We start from the raw sequence: 19,415 nt of genomic DNA on the forward strand, positions 1-19,415 counted from the left end.
TCAGCGCTCCAATCTCACCGGCACTCTTACCTGTTCCATGATTTGATCGACCAGTTCGCTCGCTTTGAGGCCGTTCATTCTGGCCTCCGTATGCAGGGAGAGCCGGTGAGACAATACATGCGAAGCAAGCTTCTTCACATCATCAGGCGTAACAAAGCTGCGCTGCTCCAAATAAGCGGCGGCTTTGGCCGCCCGGGCAAACGAAAGGGCCGCCCGCGGGCTGGCTCCAAGCTGGATACCGGGATGCTCTCGTGTAGCCCTGACGATGCTGACCAAATATTTGGCCACTGCCTCATCCATATGAACAGCCTGCACCTGCTGCTGAATGCGGATAATATCGTCCACATCGGCGATTTGGGCAATTTGGCTCTCCGGCTGCAGCCGCGCTTCGCTGCCCATAATCATCTTCTGCTCATCTTCCTCGCTAGGATAGCCGAGCGAAAGCTTCATCATAAAACGGTCAAGCTGCGCTTCCGGCAGCAAATAAGTACCTTCGAATTCGATTGGATTTTGCGTGGCAAGCAGCATAAACGGATGAGGCAGCGCGTAGGTGTCGCCATCTACCGTAACATGGCCTTCCTCCATCGCCTCCAGCAGCGCAGATTGGGTTTTGGTCGTCGCCCGATTAATCTCGTCAGCCAGCAGCAAATTGGTCATGACCGGACCCGGCCTGAACAAAAACTCCTCCTGCTTTGGATGATAAATGGACACGCCTGTTATATCAGTAGGCAGCAAATCCGGATTGCACTGAATGCGCCTGAATTGGCCGCCGATTGAACGGGCCAGCGCCTTTACGAGCTGCGTCTTTCCCGTGCCGGGAACGTCCTCTAGCAGTACATGCCCGCCGCCGATCACTGCAATCATCAGTCTTTCGATTTGCTCTTGTTTTCCCAAAATACTATGATTTAGATTAGTAAGAATAGATGCGCATAATTGCATGTCAACCTGTCGCGTTTCCATATGAATAACCTCCCGCAGCGTATCAAGATGGATAAAGGCATATAGTTCCATTTTACAGTAGTCCAGCAAGTAAGTACAAATGCATCAATTTCCAAAAAAAACTGGAGGATCCCACAGGACCCTCCAGTTTTCCAATCTATTTCCCCTATATTACCCCTTAGGCCGAATAACCAATGCCGCCAGGAACGAAAAGATGATCGCAGCCGAGATGCCGGAGCTCGTCACTTTAAAGATGCCGGAAATAACGCCAATCCAGCCTTGGTCATGCAGCTCGGTCAGAGCCCCGTGCACGAGCGCATTGCCGAAGCTCGTAATCGGGACCGTCGCTCCCGCTCCGGCGAAGGCAACGAGCGGCTCGTATAAGCCGATGCCATCCACCACGGCCCCGATAACGACCAGCGTCGCCATCGTATGCCCCGGGGTCAGCTTAAACACATCAAACATAATTTGCCCTAGGACGCAAATAGCGCCGCCGACTAGAAATGCCCATAAAAAAATCATCGCCTTACCCTTCCTTTCCGCAAATCGCGACAGCATGCGCAATGCCGGGAATGCTCTCGCCCTGCTGGAATGACAGCGGCGACATCAGCGCTCCCGTCGCAACGACTAATATCCGCTTCAGCTCGCCCCTTGCGAGCCGCTTAAGCAAATGGCCATAGGTGACAACTGCCGAGCAGCCGCAGCCGCTGCCGCCCGCCTGCACCTTCTGGCGGTTCACATCGTACACCATTAGGCCGCAATCGCCAAAAACCGTGTCATCCATCGGCACGCCATTTTGCAGCAGCAGCTCATTGGCAAGCGGATGCCCGACACCGGCAAGGTCGCCTGTTACGATTAAGTCATAATCTTTTGGGGAACGTCCTGTATCGTTAAAATGCGCTTGAATCGTATCGACAGCCGCAGGTGCCATCGCAGCGCCCATATTAAATGGGTCGGTGATGCCGAGATCGACGATTTTCCCGATCGTCGCGCATTCGATGGTCGGACCGTCCCCCGATGCGGCAACGAGTCCGGCACCAGCGCCAGTAACGGTATATTGTGCCGTCGGCGGCTTCTGCGAGCCGTATTCGGTCGGGTATCTGAACTGCTTCTCCGCCGTGCAGTTATGGCTGCATGTGCCGGCCAGGACATAATCGGCAGAGCCGGAGTTGACGAGCATTGCGGCAATCGACAGCGACTCCATCGATGTGGAGCATGCGCCGAAGACGCCAAGATAAGGCACGCCAAGCGACCGCGCTGCAAAGCTGCTGCTTATGATTTGGTTCATTAAATCGCCGCCCACAAAAAACTGCACCATTTCCTTGTCAATCCGGGCATGCTGAAGCGCGAAGTCCGCTGCCTGCTCCAGCAGCAGCCGCTCGGCCTTCTCCCAGCTTTTCTGCTGCATATCCAGCTCGGGATGCACCAGGTCAAAATCCTCGGCCAGCGGGCCGTCGCCTTCGTCTGGCCCTACAACCGTTGCCGCGCCGATGATGACGGGGCGCTTCTCGAACCACCAGGTCTGTTTGCCGCGCAGCATATTATTGCCCTCCTGTGCCGAGAATGAGATGGACGATGCCGACGAAGAAGGCCGCCACGACGCCGAACACGATGACAGAGCCGGCCAGCTTGAACATATTGGCGCCAACGCCAAGGACCAGCCCTTCAGCACGGTGCTCCAGCGCCGCCGAGCACATCGAATTGGCGAAGCCTGTGACAGGCACGGCTGTGCCGGCTCCTGCCCACTGGGCGATTTTATCGTACACCCCAATGCTCGTCAAAATCACTGAAATAATAATGAGCACAGCAACCGTCGGATTGCTGGCATCCTCCGCTTTCATATGAAGCAAATGCATAAACAGCTCCTGAATCACTTGCCCAAATACACAAATTCCGCCGCCAATAATGAAGGCTTTCAAACAATTCGTTCCTATGGAGCGGGCAGGCTCCCGCGTTTTGGCAAAGTTCTGGTATTCCTTTGACGACATCGCCATCTTCTTATATTTCCCTTTGTCTGAGCTGCTTGCTGTCATAGCTTGCCCCCCTTTCCGTTATACGCTGCTGCAAAATGCTAAACACGAGATGCGCGGACGCATCAGTTCTTGATCATTATTTGCCAACTAAGGGGCTATTATGTATGCAGCATATCGTTTTCCTTTCAAATGCTTATATTCGGAAAAAAAGAGCATTCGCCCGCTTTAGCCGCAGCCAAAACAGTCGAATGCCCTTTATATTCCTGGTCCGTGAGCCTGCACGGACACCCAGCTTAAAATAATAGCAAAATCAACAGCAGAACGAGCAGCACATACAGCGCCAGCACGAGTAAAATCAGCTCCAATTGCTTGCGGCTGCTTAATGCATTGGCTTTCCTCACAGGCGGCCCTCCCTTTAGCTATGCTTCTATACGTTCAGCATATGCGGGCAGGGGCAAATGCGGAGCTTGTCCGCAGCGGTTCTTCTAGCTTTCCAAAATCGCTACGCCTTTCGCTGCGATTGCAAGCGATCCGTCTACAGCTTCCCCGCTCAGCAGCTCTTTCGTGAACGTGCTAGGCAGCTCCGAAAGCTGCACCGCTTCCGCATTGTGATTCAAAATGAACGTAAAGGTGCTGCCGTTAATGGCCCGCTGCGACACTTCAACGCCGTCTGGAGTCGCAAGCAGCGGTTTAATGCCGGCAGAACAGCATAAATGGGCCATGAAGCCTTCGAGGAACGCTTTGTCGGGGCTGGTCGCCACATACCAGGCATTGCCTTCGCCAAACGAATTAACCGTTACCGCAGGCATGCCTTTATAGAAGTCAGAGCCATACTCGGCAACGACTTCAGCGCCCTCCGTATGAATCAGATCGCATAAAATGCTGCCGGAGTATGTCCCGCTATCAAGCGCGCCGAGCGGTTTATTAAGGATAATATCATTTTGCTTGCCCGGCAGCAGGGCATCGATTTCCTCCGCCCAAATGCCCAGCACCTTGCGCAGCTTGCCCGGATATCCGCCCAGCGTTACAATATCATTTTCATTGACGATGCCGCTGAAAAACGTCGTGACGAAAGTGCCGCCGCGCGCAACGAAAGCTTCAACCTTCTCCGCAAAGCCAGGCTTCACCATGTACATCACAGGAGCGATGACAAGATCGTAACGATCGAGCTGCTCCTCCACGCTGATCATATCCGTCTGCACGTTCATTTGGAACAAGGCATCATAATATTTATGAACCTCATCGAGATATTTAAGCGCGACAGTCGGACCGCTCGACAGCTCAACCGCCCAGCGGTTTTCCCAATCGTAGACGATCGCTACCTTAGACTCGACACGAGAATCGAGAATCCGGCCAGACAGCTGCTGCAGCTCAGCGCCCAGCTCGGCGCATTCGCGGAATACGCGGGTATTTTCATGGCCGACATGCTCAATAACGGCGCCATGGTATTTTTCACAAGCACCAACAGAGCGGCGCAGCTGGAAAAACAGCACCGTATCCGCGCCGCGCGCCACCGCCTGATAGCTCCATAGCTTCATAACGCCAGGACGTTTAAGCGAGTTGTACGGCTGCCAGTTTTGCTGGCTTGGCGTTTGCTCCATCAGCATAAACGGCTGGCCGCTTTTGAGGCCGCGCATTAGATCATGCGTCATTGCTGTCAAGCTGAACGGCGTATCCATCGCAGGATAGTTGTCCCAAGAGACGACATCCATATATTTTGCCCATTCAAAATAATCAAGCTCGGAGTAAGTACCCATTAAGTTCGTTGTCACTTGCAGATTCGGCGAATGCTGCTTAATCGCTTCATATTCCAGCTTATAGCAAGCAAGCATGCTTGCCGACTGAAAGCGGCGGTAGTCGATGGAAATGCCCTGGAAATTGGTCCGGTTGTGGCCCCACTCCTCGCTGAGGGCATTAGGAGCAACGATCTCATCCCAATCGTAAAAGGTATGGCCCCAAAATGCGGTATTCCACGCCTTGTTCAGCTTCTCAAGCGTGCCATATCGCTGCTCCAGCCAAACGCGGAATGACGCCTCGCAGTTGTCACAGTAGCAATAGCCGCCGTATTCATTCGATACATGCCATACGAGTACAGCGGGGTGATCTTTATAGCGCTGTGCAATCGTGCCAGCCAAGCGCTCGGACAGCTTGCGGTAAGCCGGGCTGTTCGGACAGGAATTGTGGCGTCCGCCGAATTTGCGCTTGCGTCCGTCGTAATCGACACGCAGCACGTCAGGGTGCTTTTTCGCCAGCCATGCCGGGTGTGCACCTGTGCTCGTCGCCAAACAGACGTAAATACCGTCCTTGTACAGACGGTTAATGATGCGGTCCAGCCATTCGAGATCATAAGTGTTCTCATCCGGCTGAATGCGCGCCCACGAAAAAACGTTGACGGTCGCTACATCAATGCCCGCCAGCTTGAACATCCGAATATCCTCTTCCATAACAGACTCATCCCACTGCTCCGGATTATAGTCGCCACCGTACCAAATTTTCGGCAATTTTTCATTAATCACTGTAAAACAGCTCCTCTTCCATTTTGACTAATCTTTTATTACCATAACATGCCGATTGACAGAAATGAAGGAGAGAACTCAATTAAGAGTCCTCCCCTCCTCCATAGCAGTCCCTTACTTTTGCGACCAGAACTCCACGCGGTCTTTAACCATTTGCGTAAACTGTTCATTCAGCTTGCTAGCGCCTGCTTTGTCCAGATCCGCCATGAAGTCATCCCATATTTTATCGAAGTTTTCCGGCTTCGCCAAAATGGCTTCTGGTACACGTTTCTTCATAATATCTTGTGTTTTTTGGAAAATAACATCCGCTTCCGAGCCTGTTTCAAAATTCAAGTTCCATGCTGCGCCGTAAGGACGCTCAGGGAAAGCATCGTCTGCAGGCCAGAATTCTTTGTACATTTCCACTTTGTAAGCCGCAAGCGTCTTTTTGTCCGCTTCCGAATATTCAGCTTTGAACTGCTCTGGGAATTTCGTCGTAAAATAGTTGCCTGTGGAATCTTTAACGCCATCGCCGTAGCGAGCCGATATCATGTAATTTTCAATACCTGTCGTTTTCTTGAATTTGTTGCCATCGTTTGTTTTGAGATCTTGAATTTCTTGCTTGAATACGCGTTTGCCGTCCACAACCTCGTAATGCTTGCCTTCAATGCCCCAGTTAACGAGAATTTGACCTTCTTCAGAAGCCAGGTAATCCAGGAACTTAATCAGACGGACAGGATCTTTGGCCGATTTCGTAATCGCAATGCCATGTCCTGCCATATAGCCTGTGCCTTGGTAAGAATGATCTTGATAGTTTTCATCCAGTGTTACAGGGAAGCGCGCATATGTCGCACCGAATTTGCCTTCTGCTTTCAGCGAGTTTTCCGCTTGAACATAGTCCCACTTCTGGTCGATAATGCCGACTACGCGGCCTGTTGCGATTTTAGCTTTATATTGGTCATATTTTTGAACGAAGCTTTCTTTATCCAGAAGGCCGATGTCATTCATATGGTTCAGCCAGCGGAAATATTCTCTTTCTTCCTCACGTTGGTAGTGAAGCTTCGTTTCGAATGTTTTCTCGTCGATCGCGAACTCGCCATTATCCGGCAAGCCTGTTGCATAGAACGCCGGGTTTGTTACGGAAATCAGAATTTGCCATTCGCCGCCGTTAAGCGACAAACCGATTCTTTTTTGTCCATCTTCAGTCGTAGGATTTTTCTCAATGTACGATTTAATGGCATTTTCGTAATCTTTAACGGTTTTGATTTCAGGGTAGCCCAGCTCCTCAAGCGCCTGATGCTGAATTTCGAAGCCGCCTTCGGCATCAAAATAAGTTTGGCCTACACCGGAAGAAGGAAGCTCATAAATAGCTGGATCATCTTTGCTGTAACGAAGGCGGGTTAAATAATCGCCATACACTTTTTTAATATTAGGAGCATGTTGTTCAATGAGATCCGTCAGGTCAAGAAGCGCGCCAGCGTCAACCAAGCTTTTTACGCTGCCCTTCGCCATAACCATATCTGGATACTCTCCGCTTGCTGCCATCAGAGCGAACATGTCGGTATCTGATCCGCCAACCGGGAACTCCTGCTGCATCGTAATGCCTGTTTTTTCTAGCAGGAATTTACCGATGTCGCTTTCCATATTGTCCCAATCCGGGTTGAGGTCGCCTGATACCAATCTTACCGTAATAGGCTCAACGGAATCTCCCTCCCCTATATTGCCTGTATTTCCAGTACCTGCTTCGTTATTGCTGCCAGAGCCGCATGCTGTGAAAGTCAAAGCCGTTGCAAGCAGCAAGCCCATTAGAGCGGTTTTCTTTTTCTTCATCTTCGTGTTGCCTCCCTTTTAATCGGTATTAAATATGAAGCGATAAACTTGTATATAACAGGGAACCTGCTATTACCATATGGAAGCTAGAGGCTTGTCCACTAGCTTTTGACGGAGCCGAGCGTCATCCCTTTGACAAAATATTTTTGCAGGAAAGGATAGACGACTAGAATAGGCAGTGTAACGACCATTGTAATGGCCATCCGGATCGACTCCGGCGATACTGCCGCAAGGTTCTGCTGCACACCAGCGTCACGATAATTGGTACCCGACTGCGTCGATTGCAGCACCTTCATCAGCTCATACTGCAGCGTTGTAAATTGGGCAGCCTGCTGGTTGTACAAATACGTATCAAACCAGGAATTCCAGTGCTGCACCGCAATGAACAGCGCGATTGTTGCCAGCACGGGCTGGCAAAGCGGCAGGATGACCCGCCAGAAAATCGTAAAGTCATTGGCGCCATCAATTTTTGCCGACTCCTGAAGGGCGTAAGGCAGTCCATCAATGTAGGAGCGAACGACGAAAATGTTCCAAACGCTCAAAATAAGCGGAATAATGTATACCCAGAAGCTGCTCATCAAACCAAGATTTTTAATCAGCATATAGATCGGAATCATGCCGCCGGAGAAATACATCGTCATCGCGAAAAGCGGCGATAAAAGCTTGCGCGCCTGAAATTCGCGGCGGCTAAGCACAAACGCCATCATCGAAGCCGACAGCACCCCGACAACCGTACCGATAATGGTACGCAGCACCGAGTTTTGGAAACCGGTCAGCAATGTTTTATACTGAAAAATCGTAATATAGTTTTGCAAGGTGAATTTTCTAGGCAGCACCGTAATGCCGCCCTTCACCGTATCCATCGATTCATTGAATGAAATCGCGAGCACGTTCAAAAACGGGTATATCGTTATTAATCCAGCAAGCCCCATCACAATATATATGAGGACGTCTGTAATGATTTCTGATTTGGGTCTAATCGTTCCCTGCATGCTTGTCTCCTCCTAAATAACCGATTCTTTCGTTATGCGTTTGTAGATGGCGTTGGCGCTAAACACGAGTATAATGCTGACGACGGAGTTGAATATGCCGATCGCCGTACCGTAAGAGAAGCGGCTCATTTGAATGCCATACTTCAGCGCATATAGATCGAGTACCTCGGAATAATCGACAACGAGCGGGTTGCCGAGGAGGAACTGCTTTTCAAAGCCGATGCTGATTAAATGCCCGATGGACAAAATAAACAATACCATAAAAGTGGTACGAATACCTGGTAATGTAATATTCCACATTTTACGGAATCTTCCTGCTCCGTCAACGGTTGCTGCTTCGTATTGCTCGGGATCAATGCCCGCCATAGCTGCTAGGAATATAATCGAGTTCCAGCCCGTTTCCTTCCACATATCGGACATCGTTACAATGCCCCAGAACCAGCTGCCTTTTGCCATAAATTGAATCGGCTCGTCGATGATATTAAGCCACATCAGCAGGTCATTAATACCGCCGCCATCCGTGGACAACATTTTGCTGACTAGGCCAGCGACGACAACCCATGATACAAAGTGGGGCAAATACGAAATCGTCTGGATAGAGCGTTTGAAAAATTGGCCCCTAATTTCATTGAGCAATAGGGCAAAAATAACGGGAACGGTAAACGAGACGATCAGTCCCATAATACTCATGCCCAGCGTATTGCGCAGGACGAGATAAAAGCGTTCATCTCCAAACAACATAATGAAGTTGTCGAAGCCGACCCATTTTTGAGCAAAAAATCCTTTGGCCGGTTTATAGTTCTGGAATGCCATCAGCCAGCCCCAAAGCGGCACATAGCTGAATACGAAAACCCAGATGACGAACGGGACGGACATAAAATACAAGTATTTCTGCTGCTTCATTCGGTCCCAGAAACGATTGGCTTTGCTTTTGTTCACATTAAGCGGGTGTTCTACGGTTGGTAACGATTTCATCTCTGCTCCTCCTAAAAACTTCACTTTCACTCAACCTATCCGTGAATTTCTCTCTTTATTATGTTCCCATCATAACCGAAAGCATTTTCAGCTAGGCACCCGACAAATTCCACCTAAAATCATATAAAAATACGTACAGGCTGCTATTTATGTGATTTTGATATGATTTTTCTGCAAAAAATGAGGGATTTCGGCCGGATCATTAGCTAAAAATGACGGATTTCGCAAAAAAATGCCCTCCGCTTGAAAACAAGCCGAGGGCATTTTTGGAAAATAAAATATGTAATTGGAAGTTTATATACCCGCTTCGTTATGATTCTACGATAGCAATTGCACGCGCCGGCGCGCCATCGGCATTCCGAAATTTGAGCGGCAAAGCGCAAAAGGTAAATACCTCGCCGCCTATTTGATCCAAATGAATTAAATTTTCGACGATGACCATTTCGGATTGCGAAAAGATTTTTTTATGGATGGTCAAATTCGCATCCGAAATCGGGTCAACGCCAATAACGTCGAGGCCAACGCCTTTTTTCCCGCTGTTGATCATATAGTCGGCTACTTCCTCCGTCATATAGGGATAATCTCCAAAATATGAATCCGTTCCCCAATGCTTCGACCAGCCTGTGTAAAAAAGCAGAAAATCAACCGAATCGGCAAGCGCGCGCACCCGCTCAATATAGTCCAGCGTAATTTGCTCGCCAGCCTGCAAATCGCAGCATGAAATGACGAGCGCCGTCCCGATGAACTGCTGCGCTGGAATATGCTCCAGCGTCGTTCCGCCCGCAAATATATGCGCAGGCGCATCCATATGTGTGCCGGTGTGAGATGCAAGCGCCAGCAGCGTTTCTCTAAAGCCGTCCTTCTCATACGTGCTCAGCGTTTCCAGCGTTGGCTGCGGCGTGCCGGGATAAACGGGCGTCTGTTCAAAAATGGTATGCGTCAAATCGATGACTTTCAATCCACGTTCCCCCTTTCAATCTCGCTTTTGCTTTATCATTCGATTTAAGACTCCTGCCGCTCGGCATCTGTCTTCACCATCCCTTTAAACGACGAAGGCGACATGCCCTTATATTTTTTAAATTTAGCGTGAAAATAATCGACGTTCGCATAGCCGACCAGCTCGGATACTTGATGGACCTTAAGCCCTTGCTGAAGCAGCTCTACCGCATGGCGCAGCCGCACCTGATCGAGATAGGTGTTAAAATGCTCGCCGGTGAAATTTTTAAACATTTTGCCCAAATAGCCGCTATTGTAATTAAACAGCTCTGCCAGCGTTTCCAGCTTTAAATTTTCCGCATAATGGCGCTCAATAAAACCGGTAATTTGCTTAATGACCGATACATTGCTGGAATTTCCGAGACGGAACGCGAGCTGCGACAGGCGGTCCTCCAGCAGCGCCATCATCTCGTCATAGTTCGTCTGTTTGTATAAATCCGTTACAATGCGCAGCTCGTCCTGAATTGCCAGCTGTACATGAACCGCCGTCAGCTTGTTCAGTACAATCGTCAGCATTTGCGCAAAGCTGGTTTTAATGCGCTGCTCGGAAAGCCGGCTCGTGCTCGCCAGCTCACTCGCTTCCTGCAGCATCAGCCGTACGCCATCCTGGCTGCCGATGTCGAGCATATAATACAGCTTCTGGGCCAGCTCCTGGAGCCGTAATTGGAGCTGCTCCTCATCCGCCTCTGCATGCAGAGCCTGCTCCTCGCCGCTGACGAGATGAAGCTCGCCGCTTGACAGCCGGAAGCTATGCTTAATCGCCTCAAGTATGGCTTCATAGCTGCTCGGAAGCTGTACAAGCGCCGGCACCGCCTCGCCTACGACAGCGATATAACGCTGCTCCTGCGCCGCCTGCTGAACCCACTGCCGAAGCAGCTCGCCCGTGCCTTCCTGCACGACATAATCTTTCAGCAGCACAGCGGTATATGCGCCCGAGCTAAACGTCCAGCCTGCCCGGTTGCTCTGTACCGCACTAGTCAATCTGCGCCTCGCCGCAATGCTTGCAGCAGACGTATGCTCCTCCGTTCTTGACCACTCAATGAGCAGCAGCTGGAAGCTCTTCGCCGAATCGCCAGTAAGCTGCTCCAGCTCCTTCCATATTTCCGGATAACTCGCCGCGTCGCCCGATACAGCAAGCTGCAGCAGCTCCTCCCGGCGCAGCGTCTCCCTATGGCCAAGACTGGCCGCCTGCTCGGAACGCTTGTCCAAAACCCCCGCTATACGCACAACGTTCTCATAGAGCTCGTCATCGTCAACCGGCTTTAATATATATGCGTCAATGCCGAACTGGATCGCCCGCTGCGCATAGCTGAAATCAGCATGCCCGCTCAAAACAAGAAAATGGCAGGAGGTGTCGATTTTGCGAATTTCCTCTATCACCTGCAAGCCATCCATTCTCGGCATGCGTATATCCATTAAAATTAAATCAGGCGCCAGCTGGCCGTGCTTAATAAGGGCTTCTGGGCCGCTGGCCGCTTCCCCTACCCAAACAAACCCAAGACTTTCCCAATCAATAATTGTGCGCAGACCTGCGCGAATCATCGGCTCATCATCAACGATAAGCAGCTTATGCATCTTCTTGCCCTCCTTGCGCTTGCGGGATTTGAAACGTAATGGTCGTTCCTCCGTCTTCCCCGCCGCTCATAATCTGCAATCCGGAAGCCTGTCCATAGAGCAGCACCAGTCGCTGATGGACATTGCGCAGTCCAATGCGATATTCCTGCTCATCGTCCATATCCCCCAGCGCCAGCATAATTTCATCCATTCTAGCCTCGTCAATGCCAATGCCGTTATCCGACACTTTCACATGCAGCACCCGATCCCGAAGCAGCGTCGTCACGGTCACGCAGCCGCCTTCATCAATGTTTTCCAAACCATGAATGACCGCATTTTCGATCAACGGCTGAATGATCAGTGGCGGAATATCCAATGACTGCGCATGCGGGTCCAGCTCCAAATTAAAGGTGAGGCGGTCATTGCCGTAGCGAAACTTCTGGATTTCCAAATAACAGCGGACAATTTCCAGCTCATCCTTAAGTCTTATTTTACCAGCGCCAATTTCCAAATTGCGGCGAATGAGCTTGCCCAGCATATGGACAATCGAGGAAATTTCCGTCTCGCCGTTTATATGCGCTTTCATGCGAATGGACTCCAGCGCATTAAACAAAAAATGGGGATTGATTTGGCTCGCCATCATTTTAAGCTTAATATCCTTCTGCCTCAGCTCCAGCTGATCCTGCTGCCGCTGGGACTCGGAAACCTCGTCCATCAGCCCGCGAATGCTGACCACCATATTGTTGAACTGCCGCGAGAGCAGCCCAATCTCATCATTGCCGTCCACCGTAGCCACCGTCGTCAAATCGCCCATTGCTACTTTGTTGAGGTTTTTATGCAGCAGCAGCATGCGCGTCGCGAGCAGTCCCGAGAAAAAATAAATGAGCAAAAACGCAATCGCCAAACTAATGCCCATAATCGTCAGTCCCAAAATGCTAATACGATTCGCTTCACTGACGATGCTGTCGATCGAAAAGACGGATACGATGCGCAAACCATTGCGGCTTGATTGCGGGATAAGCTCCTCCATGACAAGCCGCGAACGCTTGCCTTCATACAAAATTTCAAAGGTGCCTGGCCCTTTCCCCGACAATTGGCTGGAAAAATCGAGATTGGATAAATTCAGCCCTACCTGCTTGGGGTTGCTGGCCGCCACAATATAGCCGGAATCATCAAAGATCATCGTATCGAAAGGCTCCTGGCTAAGCAGCGCATTCAGCTTCCCTTGATTAATGCCAATGACCAGCACGCCGCTTGTCCGATAAGTAGGAAACGGTATTTTTCGAACTAGGCTGAGATAATTTTTATTTTTCTTCGTCTCATCCTTGATGTACATCCAGTGGATGCCGACTTCCCCCATCGCACTTTTGTACCAGGATGCCTCTGCGGTGGCTTTGCTTGTTTTGATAAATTCCCAGTTATCGAGAATCGTTTCGTTCGTCGTATAAAAGCGGATATTATTGATTTCCGAATACAGCTGCATATAGTCTTTAAACGCCCGAAATTCCCACAATGCGCTTACAGCCTCAAACGTAGATTCATAATTGGTGTTCACCGTGCTTCGCAGCGCATTGTCAAACAGCATTTTATCCGAAATTGTGATGGGCATCCGAATAATGTCATCCGTCTGCTTCTTGATTTTCTCTACGTTGTTCAGCGTCTGCTGCGTCGCCTGATTCAGCACATTTTGACGAAAAGCCGCCGTTAAAATAATGCCGACAAGCAGCACCGGAATGCAGACGACAAGCAAAAATGAAATCACCAGCTTATGCTTAATGCGAACATCGTTCATCTTTCTGACGAAGGCAGATTGTTTCTTCACTCGGCAAATGCCCCTTCTTCTGTTACTTCTTATATTTGCAGCTTCAATTCGTGGCAAAAATGTAAGAAAGCGTTCTCGAAAGCCCAGCTTCTATTATAAAATGCAGCACCCCAGATGTATACCCTGCTCCTCCCGCTCCGGGAACGTGCCAAATAAGCCTGCCTGCCCGCCGGCAGCAAACTAAGGGTTTGGCTTGCGCATGCTTATGCCCAGACTGGCAAGGTGAAACGGCTTCCGCCGTCCTCTGGCGGCGCGGCGCGTTTCAGTCCGAGAAATATAGAGAAAGGATGGCGAAAGCAGATCCTTTCCTATATTTAAAAAAGACCGCAAGTTCATAAAGAGCCTGCGGCCTAACGATCCTTCATATGCTTTTAGGAAAAAATAAAGCTGCTCAACCGCACGCTGCCGCTCAGCGCAATATAAACGTCCGCCTGCGGGGAAATGCCCGCTGCAAGCGATGCCGAAACGCTCTGCCACTGCTGCTCGCCGCCAGCGGGCACCGTCAGAACGGCTGCTTGTTCAGCCTCAGCAGCGCCTAAGCGCACCGTCAGCGTGCCGCCAGCCGGTCCGCCGCTAACCCGCGCCTCGATGGCTGCTGGAGCAGCGCTCCATTGCACATCTGCAAGGCGTATCCAGCCAGCGTTTGATGCATCCTTCAGCCGCACGCAGGTGCCGCTTTCCTTGCTCTCATCAAGCAGCACGCCGGAGTAATCATCATAGTTTTCCGCGCGCGTCAGCTGCGTCAGCAATCTTGGCGGAATGCTCTCGCCTTCGATGGAAAGCTCGGCTGTCAAGCGGATGTCGCTTGACGAGCTGCCGGCCATCAGGCTGTAAACGCCTGACTCCAGACAGAAGCGGTCCCGCGTCACATCCCACATGGAAAGCTCAGCTGCGCTAATCGCGATCTGAACCGTAATGCTTTCCTGCGGCTGCAAGTAAACGCGCTCGAACCCAACGAGCTGCTTCACCGGACGTTTAACTCGCGAGGCATTCGCGCGGGCATACAGCTGCACGACTTCGCCGGCCTCCACACTGCCCGTATTCGTTACTCGAATGCTGGCTGTCCAGCCTTCGCCCGTTTCAGCCGGGGAAATTTGCAGGCTGTCGAAGGAGAATGGCGCATACGTCAGCCCATGGCCGAATGGATATAGCGGCACATCCTCGAAATACATATAGGTACGTTTTCCTTTAATAATGTCATAATCCAAAATATCGGTTAGCTGCTGCTCCATTTGGCTGTACCAAGTCATATTCAGCTTGCCTGCCGGCGCAAAATCGCCAAACAGCACATCAGCGACCGCATTGCCAAGCTCTTGCCCGGCATGCGCCAAATAGACGACCGCTGGAAGATGCTCCTGCGCCCAGTTAAGCTCAAACGGGTAGCTGCCGATGACGACGGCGATGACGTTCGGATTAACCGCGTATACCTCCCTCAGCAGCCGCTCTTGCGCTGCTGCAAGCGTAAAGCCCGGACGGTCTGTTTCTTCCTTGCCGTTAATAAGCGGGTTGTTGCCAACGAATACAATCGCCGTTTCTGCTTCGCGGGCTGCCGCTACTGCTGCGGCAATTCCGTCAACGGTAACGTCCAACCTAAAGGCACCTTTATGCTCTTTATCACCATTGCTGCCGCTTCCGCTGTTAGCTGCGCCGCCCGCGTTGTCTCCACCTGCTTCTGGCGTACGCTCTTCTTCGGTAACTTCCTCGGATATAGTCAGCAGCTGCTTGCCATCCTGCTCCTTCAGTACAACCGGTTTATCATCCCAGGTAACAATGTCCGTCGTGCCATCCGCTTTCTCATCCAGGCGCAGCACTTCCTTCACATACCAGCCGTAAGCTTCATCCGCTGCAGCCGCAATGTGGACATCATCCGCGCTCGTCGCGAATTTGCCCGTCGATTGGCTTTGCAGCGTCAAGCTGTTCCAACCCCAATCGCACACCTCAAACGTCTCCGCAGCGCTGCCAGCGGCGACCTGCAGTACACCGTTGTCACCAAGCGAGACAGGTGCTCCATCTGCGGCAGATCTCAATTCCACCTGATTGCTGCCGCTCGTAAACGTTACCTTTTTGCCAGCCAGCTTCTGCTGGATGGCGGCAAACGGCGTAACCGTATAAGGGAAAGTGCCGGAGTACCAATCGCGATATACGACATCGCCGAGCGGCCCGATGACCGCTACGCTGCCCAGCTTGCTGCTGCTCAGCGGAAGCGTGGCCTTTTCATTTTTGAGCAAAACGATCGACTCGCGGGCGGCCTGAAGCGACAGGTCGCCGTGAGCTGGAGCGCATAAGACGGAATCTGGCACATTCGCATACGGATTATCCGCATCAAATTCGCCAAGACGGAAGCGCACGCGGAACGTATTGGTCAGCGCTTGGTCAAGATCTGCTTCCGCAAGCAAGCCTTCGGACAATGCCTCGCGGATCGCCCCGCAGCTAATTTCCTTATCGTCGGTAATGCTGTCGATTCCCGCTTTAATCGAATGGGCTACCGCTTCCTTGTACGTATCATAATAATGATGATCCTTCACCAGGCCGATCAAATCGCCAGCATCGCTGACGATAAACCCGTTCATGCCCCATTCGCCCTTAACGACCTTGTTCACATCCTCATGCAAAATCGTCGGGATGCCGTTTACCGAATTGTACGACGTCATCATCGATTGAGCGCCGCCCTTGACGAACGCAGGCTGAAAAGCACGCTGGTAATATTCCTTCATATTGCGCGGATCAATGCTCGCTGAGCAGCTGCCGCGATCAATTTCATTGTTGTTGGCGATAAAATGCTTCAGCGTCGCAACCGCTTTGAAAAATACCGGATCGTCGCCTTGTATGCCTTGCACGAGAGCCGTAGTAAGCTCGCCCGTCAGCTTCGGGTCTTCGCCATAAGCCTCCTCCGTCCGTCCCCAACGCGGATCGCGTTCCATATCGACGGTAGGCGCCCACAGCGTGAGGCCGTTTACTTCAGGGTCGCGCTGATAATAGACGCGGGCTTCATCACCGATGACAGAACCAATAGCTTTCAGCAGCTCCGGGTTCCAGGTGCAGCCAAGACCGAGGGGCTGTGGGAACGAGGTCGCTTCGCCGAGCCAAGCCAGACCATGCGCCGCTTCCGTTCCATGCTTGTATGGTTTTACGCCGAGCCGCTCAACGGCAGGCTGATATTGCACCATTAGCTCTACTTTTTCCTCCAGCGTCAGCCGCGATACGAGATCGCGCACACGCTCCTCTATGTCCAGCTTGCCGTCTAAAAATGGATACTGCTGTTCTGTCATGGTTTTTCCACTTCTCCCTTATGCTATATCTTCTATATAGGTGTATGATTTAAGCTTACAGTGCTTCCTTCGGCCAGACGGTGTATACAGCGCCAGCCGACGTTTCAAACCTCTCTCCCTGCATTGCGACAAGCGTACCTTCGCCTTCCGTTTGTACGGACAGCTCCAGATCGCCGCTGCGCAGCGTGCATGGCGAGCCTGCCAATGATTCGATGCGGGCAGACGCCAGACGTCCATTTTTCCATTCCATATCGATAATGAAGCCGCCGCGCGCCCGGAGCCCTTGTACGGAACCGTCCGGCCATGCTTGAGGCAGTGCAGGCAGCAGCGCAAGCTCCTGCGTATGGCTTTGAAGCAGCAGTTCAGCAATGCCTGCTGTCCCGCCGAAATTGCCATCAATTTGGAACGGCGGATGATCGTCGAACAAATTCGGATGCGTCGAGCGGGAAAGCAGCGTCTCGATAAAGTGATGCGCCTGCTCCGGCTCGCCCAGCCTTGCATATAAGTTAATCAGCCAAGCGCAGCTCCAGCCCGTATGGCCGCCGCCGCTCGCGATCCGCTGTCTCAGCGATTCCCGGCCAGCCTCCAGCAGCTTTGGCTCCTTCTCTGCATTAATCAGAAAACCCGGGTACAGGCTAATTAAATGCGATACGTGGCGATGTCCCGGCTCATGATCCTCATATTCCTCAATCCATTCCATCAGCCTGCCATCCGAACCAACCTGGAATGGGGGCAGCTTCACAAGCGCCTCCTGCCACTCGCTGCGCAGCGCTTCATCCTCGCCTAGCAAATCGGCTGCGTGCAAGCAAAGCGTGAATAGCTCTTTAATAAGCGAAATGTCCATAGTCGTTGCGAGAGATACGCTGCTTGTGCCGCCGCTGCCATCCGGCAGCTTGTACATATTTTCCGGCGAGGTTGCCGGAACCGTTACGAGTACGCCATCCTCTGTCTCCTGCAGCCAATCCAGACAAAACAGCGCAGCTTGCTTCATGACTGGATACGCACGTTCGCGCAAATAAGCCAGATCCGGATTAAACGCATAATGCTCCCAGAGATGCAGACAAAGCCAAATGCCGCCGAATGGCCAGAAGGCCCAGCTTGGATGCCCGCCCGAAGGAGTCGAGGCCCGCCATAAATCCACATTGTGATGGGCGACCCAGCCGCGCGCATTATAATGAATAGACGCCGTTCGGCTGCCGGTCTGGCTAAGCTCGCCAATCATATCAATCAGCGGCTCATGGCATTCGCCCAGCCCGCAAATTTCCGCATGCCAATAGTTCATTTGCGTATTGATGTTCGTCGTATAGTTGCTGTTCCATGGCGGCTGTACCCGGTCATTCCATATGCCCTGCAAGTTGGCTGGCTGCGTACCGGGCCTTGAGCTCTGCATTAGCAAATACCGGCCATATTGAAAATATAAAGCCTCCAGCTGCGGATCGGTTTCGCCAAGCTTATAGCCTGCAAGCCGCTCATCGGTTGGAAGCAGCGCATTTGGGCTAGTACCGAGATCGATAGCTACCCGGCGAAAAAGCCGCTGATGCTCGGCAATATGCTGGCTGCGCAGCTCCTCATAGCCGATCGACGCTGCAATCGCAAGTGGCTGCTCATTTTTAAGCGCCAATGCCGCGGAATCATTAACCGGCATCGCCTGATAGCCGGCAAAGTTGGAAGCAGCCGCAAGCAGCAGCGTAACCGTGCCGTGTCCGCTTACAGTAAGCGAGCTGCTGGCGCCATCTACCCCACCTATGATGTTAGTCGCGCCTGCACCCAGCAATTGCAGCCTTGCCTCGAAGGAAACTCCGCGGCCCTGCTCATAAAGCACCGACTTCGGATGATCCTGACGATAGTTGTCGGCAATATGGGATGGGCATGTCCCGCTCAGCACGAGCGCGCCGCCGCTGCCTTCCGCCAGCTGTACCGGATGCGGCGACTCCAGCCCTGCCGTTAGAGAAATCTCCCCGCCGTCCAGCGCCTCATAGCGAATGCACATCACTTGATGGACGGAGCTTACGAATATTTCGTGGCGAAACGATCGGCCATCTACTGTATACGCAGACGAAGCAATTCCTGTATCAAGGTCAAGCTCACGGCGAAAAGCAGACGTTCCGCTATCGCTTCCTAGCTGGCGATGCTCCATATAAAGATCGCCCAGAGGCTGGTAAGCCTCCGTGTTCATGCCTAGCATTTTATCCTGCACAAGCGTCTCGGCCTCGCCGTATTGCCCAGCAAAAATAAGCTCGCGCGATTTTTTCAAATACCGCAATGCTTCATAATTGTTGGTGTCGCGCGGAAATCCAGACCATAACGTATCCTCGTTAAGCTGCACTCTCTCCTTGCGCGCATCTCCAAATACCATGCCGCCCAATCGGCCATTGCCGATCGGCAGCGCTTCCTCCCAACGGCTTGCTGGCTGCTTGTACCATAGCTTCCATGGCTGAATATTTTGCTGTTGCTGCGTTGTCACTGCGATGGTCACTCCTTTAGTTTTTATGGTTCGTCGCTCTTGCAGCGCCGTGGCTCAAATCCGTCGCCAAGCTTATATATTCATCATAAGCCAGACCTCTTCCTTT

General features: G+C 51.8%; 13 protein-coding genes. All 13 read right to left on the reverse strand.

Annotation, left to right across the window (positions count from 1 at the left end):
* The 13 genes from BBD42_RS29435 to BBD42_RS29495 all read right to left on the reverse strand — a co-directional run bounded on the left by BBD42_RS29435 (window position 1) and on the right by BBD42_RS29495 (window position 19,309).
* A complete protein-coding gene (locus BBD42_RS29435) occupies window positions 1-960 on the reverse strand; it encodes an AAA family ATPase (protein ID WP_099521042.1) in 960 nt (319 codons plus the stop codon).
* A gap of 150 nt (window positions 961-1,110) precedes the next feature.
* Window positions 1,111-1,461: a stage V sporulation protein AE gene (spoVAE, locus tag BBD42_RS29440; protein WP_056041954.1), complete on the reverse strand. Its 351-nt coding sequence runs from the start codon at window positions 1,459-1,461 to the stop codon at window positions 1,111-1,113.
* 4 nt (window positions 1,462-1,465) lie between these two features.
* Window positions 1,466-2,479: a stage V sporulation protein AD gene (gene spoVAD / locus BBD42_RS29445; protein ID WP_099521043.1), complete on the reverse strand. Its 1,014-nt coding sequence runs from the start codon at window positions 2,477-2,479 to the stop codon at window positions 1,466-1,468.
* Window position 2,480: 1 nt separating this feature from the next.
* The gene (spoVAC, locus tag BBD42_RS29450; protein WP_099521044.1) at window positions 2,481-2,972 is read right to left on the reverse strand and encodes a stage V sporulation protein AC; all 492 of its coding nucleotides are present in this window, start codon (window positions 2,970-2,972) and stop codon (window positions 2,481-2,483) included.
* A 425-nt stretch (window positions 2,973-3,397) separates the two neighbouring features.
* The gene (locus BBD42_RS29455) at window positions 3,398-5,428 is read right to left on the reverse strand and encodes a beta-galactosidase (RefSeq protein ID WP_099521045.1); all 2,031 of its coding nucleotides are present in this window, start codon (window positions 5,426-5,428) and stop codon (window positions 3,398-3,400) included.
* A 114-nt stretch (window positions 5,429-5,542) separates the two neighbouring features.
* The gene (locus tag BBD42_RS29460; RefSeq protein WP_099521046.1) at window positions 5,543-7,237 is read right to left on the reverse strand and encodes an ABC transporter substrate-binding protein; all 1,695 of its coding nucleotides are present in this window, start codon (window positions 7,235-7,237) and stop codon (window positions 5,543-5,545) included.
* Between the two features lie 101 nt (window positions 7,238-7,338).
* Window positions 7,339-8,229: a carbohydrate ABC transporter permease gene (locus BBD42_RS29465; RefSeq protein ID WP_099521047.1), complete on the reverse strand. Its 891-nt coding sequence runs from the start codon at window positions 8,227-8,229 to the stop codon at window positions 7,339-7,341.
* A 12-nt stretch (window positions 8,230-8,241) separates the two neighbouring features.
* Window positions 8,242-9,204, reverse strand: a complete 963-nt coding sequence (locus BBD42_RS29470) for an ABC transporter permease (protein WP_099521048.1) — start codon at window positions 9,202-9,204, stop codon at window positions 8,242-8,244.
* A gap of 310 nt (window positions 9,205-9,514) precedes the next feature.
* On the reverse strand, window positions 9,515-10,162 hold the full coding sequence (locus BBD42_RS29475) for a cyclase family protein (protein WP_099521049.1): 648 nt from the start codon (window positions 10,160-10,162) through the stop codon (window positions 9,515-9,517).
* A gap of 44 nt (window positions 10,163-10,206) precedes the next feature.
* Window positions 10,207-11,775, reverse strand: a complete 1,569-nt coding sequence (locus BBD42_RS29480) for a response regulator transcription factor (RefSeq protein ID WP_099521050.1) — start codon at window positions 11,773-11,775, stop codon at window positions 10,207-10,209.
* The gene (locus BBD42_RS29485; protein WP_237163276.1) at window positions 11,768-13,576 is read right to left on the reverse strand and encodes a sensor histidine kinase; all 1,809 of its coding nucleotides are present in this window, start codon (window positions 13,574-13,576) and stop codon (window positions 11,768-11,770) included. The genes BBD42_RS29480 and BBD42_RS29485 overlap by 8 nt, the downstream gene beginning before the upstream one ends.
* 371 nt (window positions 13,577-13,947) lie before the next feature.
* Entirely contained in the window at window positions 13,948-16,845 is a 2,898-nt protein-coding gene (locus BBD42_RS29490) for a glycoside hydrolase family 3 C-terminal domain-containing protein (RefSeq protein WP_099521051.1), read from the reverse strand.
* 55 nt (window positions 16,846-16,900) lie between these two features.
* Complete coding sequence (locus tag BBD42_RS29495; RefSeq protein ID WP_237163277.1) at window positions 16,901-19,309, reverse strand: glycoside hydrolase family 95 protein; 2,409 nt, start codon at window positions 19,307-19,309, stop codon at window positions 16,901-16,903.
* Window positions 19,310-19,415: the final 106 nt, after the last annotated feature.

Source organism: Paenibacillus sp. BIHB 4019 (genome assembly GCF_002741035.1).
GTDB lineage: Bacteria > Bacillota > Bacilli > Paenibacillales > Paenibacillaceae > Pristimantibacillus.

Excerpts from the sequence above, each read along its gene's own strand:
- BBD42_RS29435 (WP_099521042.1), bottom strand. The coding sequence starts at position 960 with ATGGAAACGCGACAGGTTGACATGCAATTATGCGCATCTATTCTTACT.
- spoVAE (WP_056041954.1), bottom strand. The coding sequence starts at position 1,461 with ATGATTTTTTTATGGGCATTTCTAGTCGGCGGCGCTATTTGCGTCCTA.
- spoVAD (WP_099521043.1), bottom strand. The coding sequence starts at position 2,479 with ATGCTGCGCGGCAAACAGACCTGGTGGTTCGAGAAGCGCCCCGTCATC.
- spoVAC (WP_099521044.1), bottom strand. The coding sequence starts at position 2,972 with ATGACAGCAAGCAGCTCAGACAAAGGGAAATATAAGAAGATGGCGATG.
- BBD42_RS29460 (WP_099521046.1), bottom strand. The coding sequence starts at position 7,237 with ATGAAGAAAAAGAAAACCGCTCTAATGGGCTTGCTGCTTGCAACGGCT.
- BBD42_RS29465 (WP_099521047.1), bottom strand. The coding sequence starts at position 8,229 with ATGCAGGGAACGATTAGACCCAAATCAGAAATCATTACAGACGTCCTC.
- BBD42_RS29470 (WP_099521048.1), bottom strand. The coding sequence starts at position 9,204 with ATGAAATCGTTACCAACCGTAGAACACCCGCTTAATGTGAACAAAAGC.
- BBD42_RS29480 (WP_099521050.1), bottom strand. The coding sequence starts at position 11,775 with ATGCATAAGCTGCTTATCGTTGATGATGAGCCGATGATTCGCGCAGGT.
- BBD42_RS29490 (WP_099521051.1), bottom strand. The coding sequence starts at position 16,845 with ATGACAGAACAGCAGTATCCATTTTTAGACGGCAAGCTGGACATAGAG.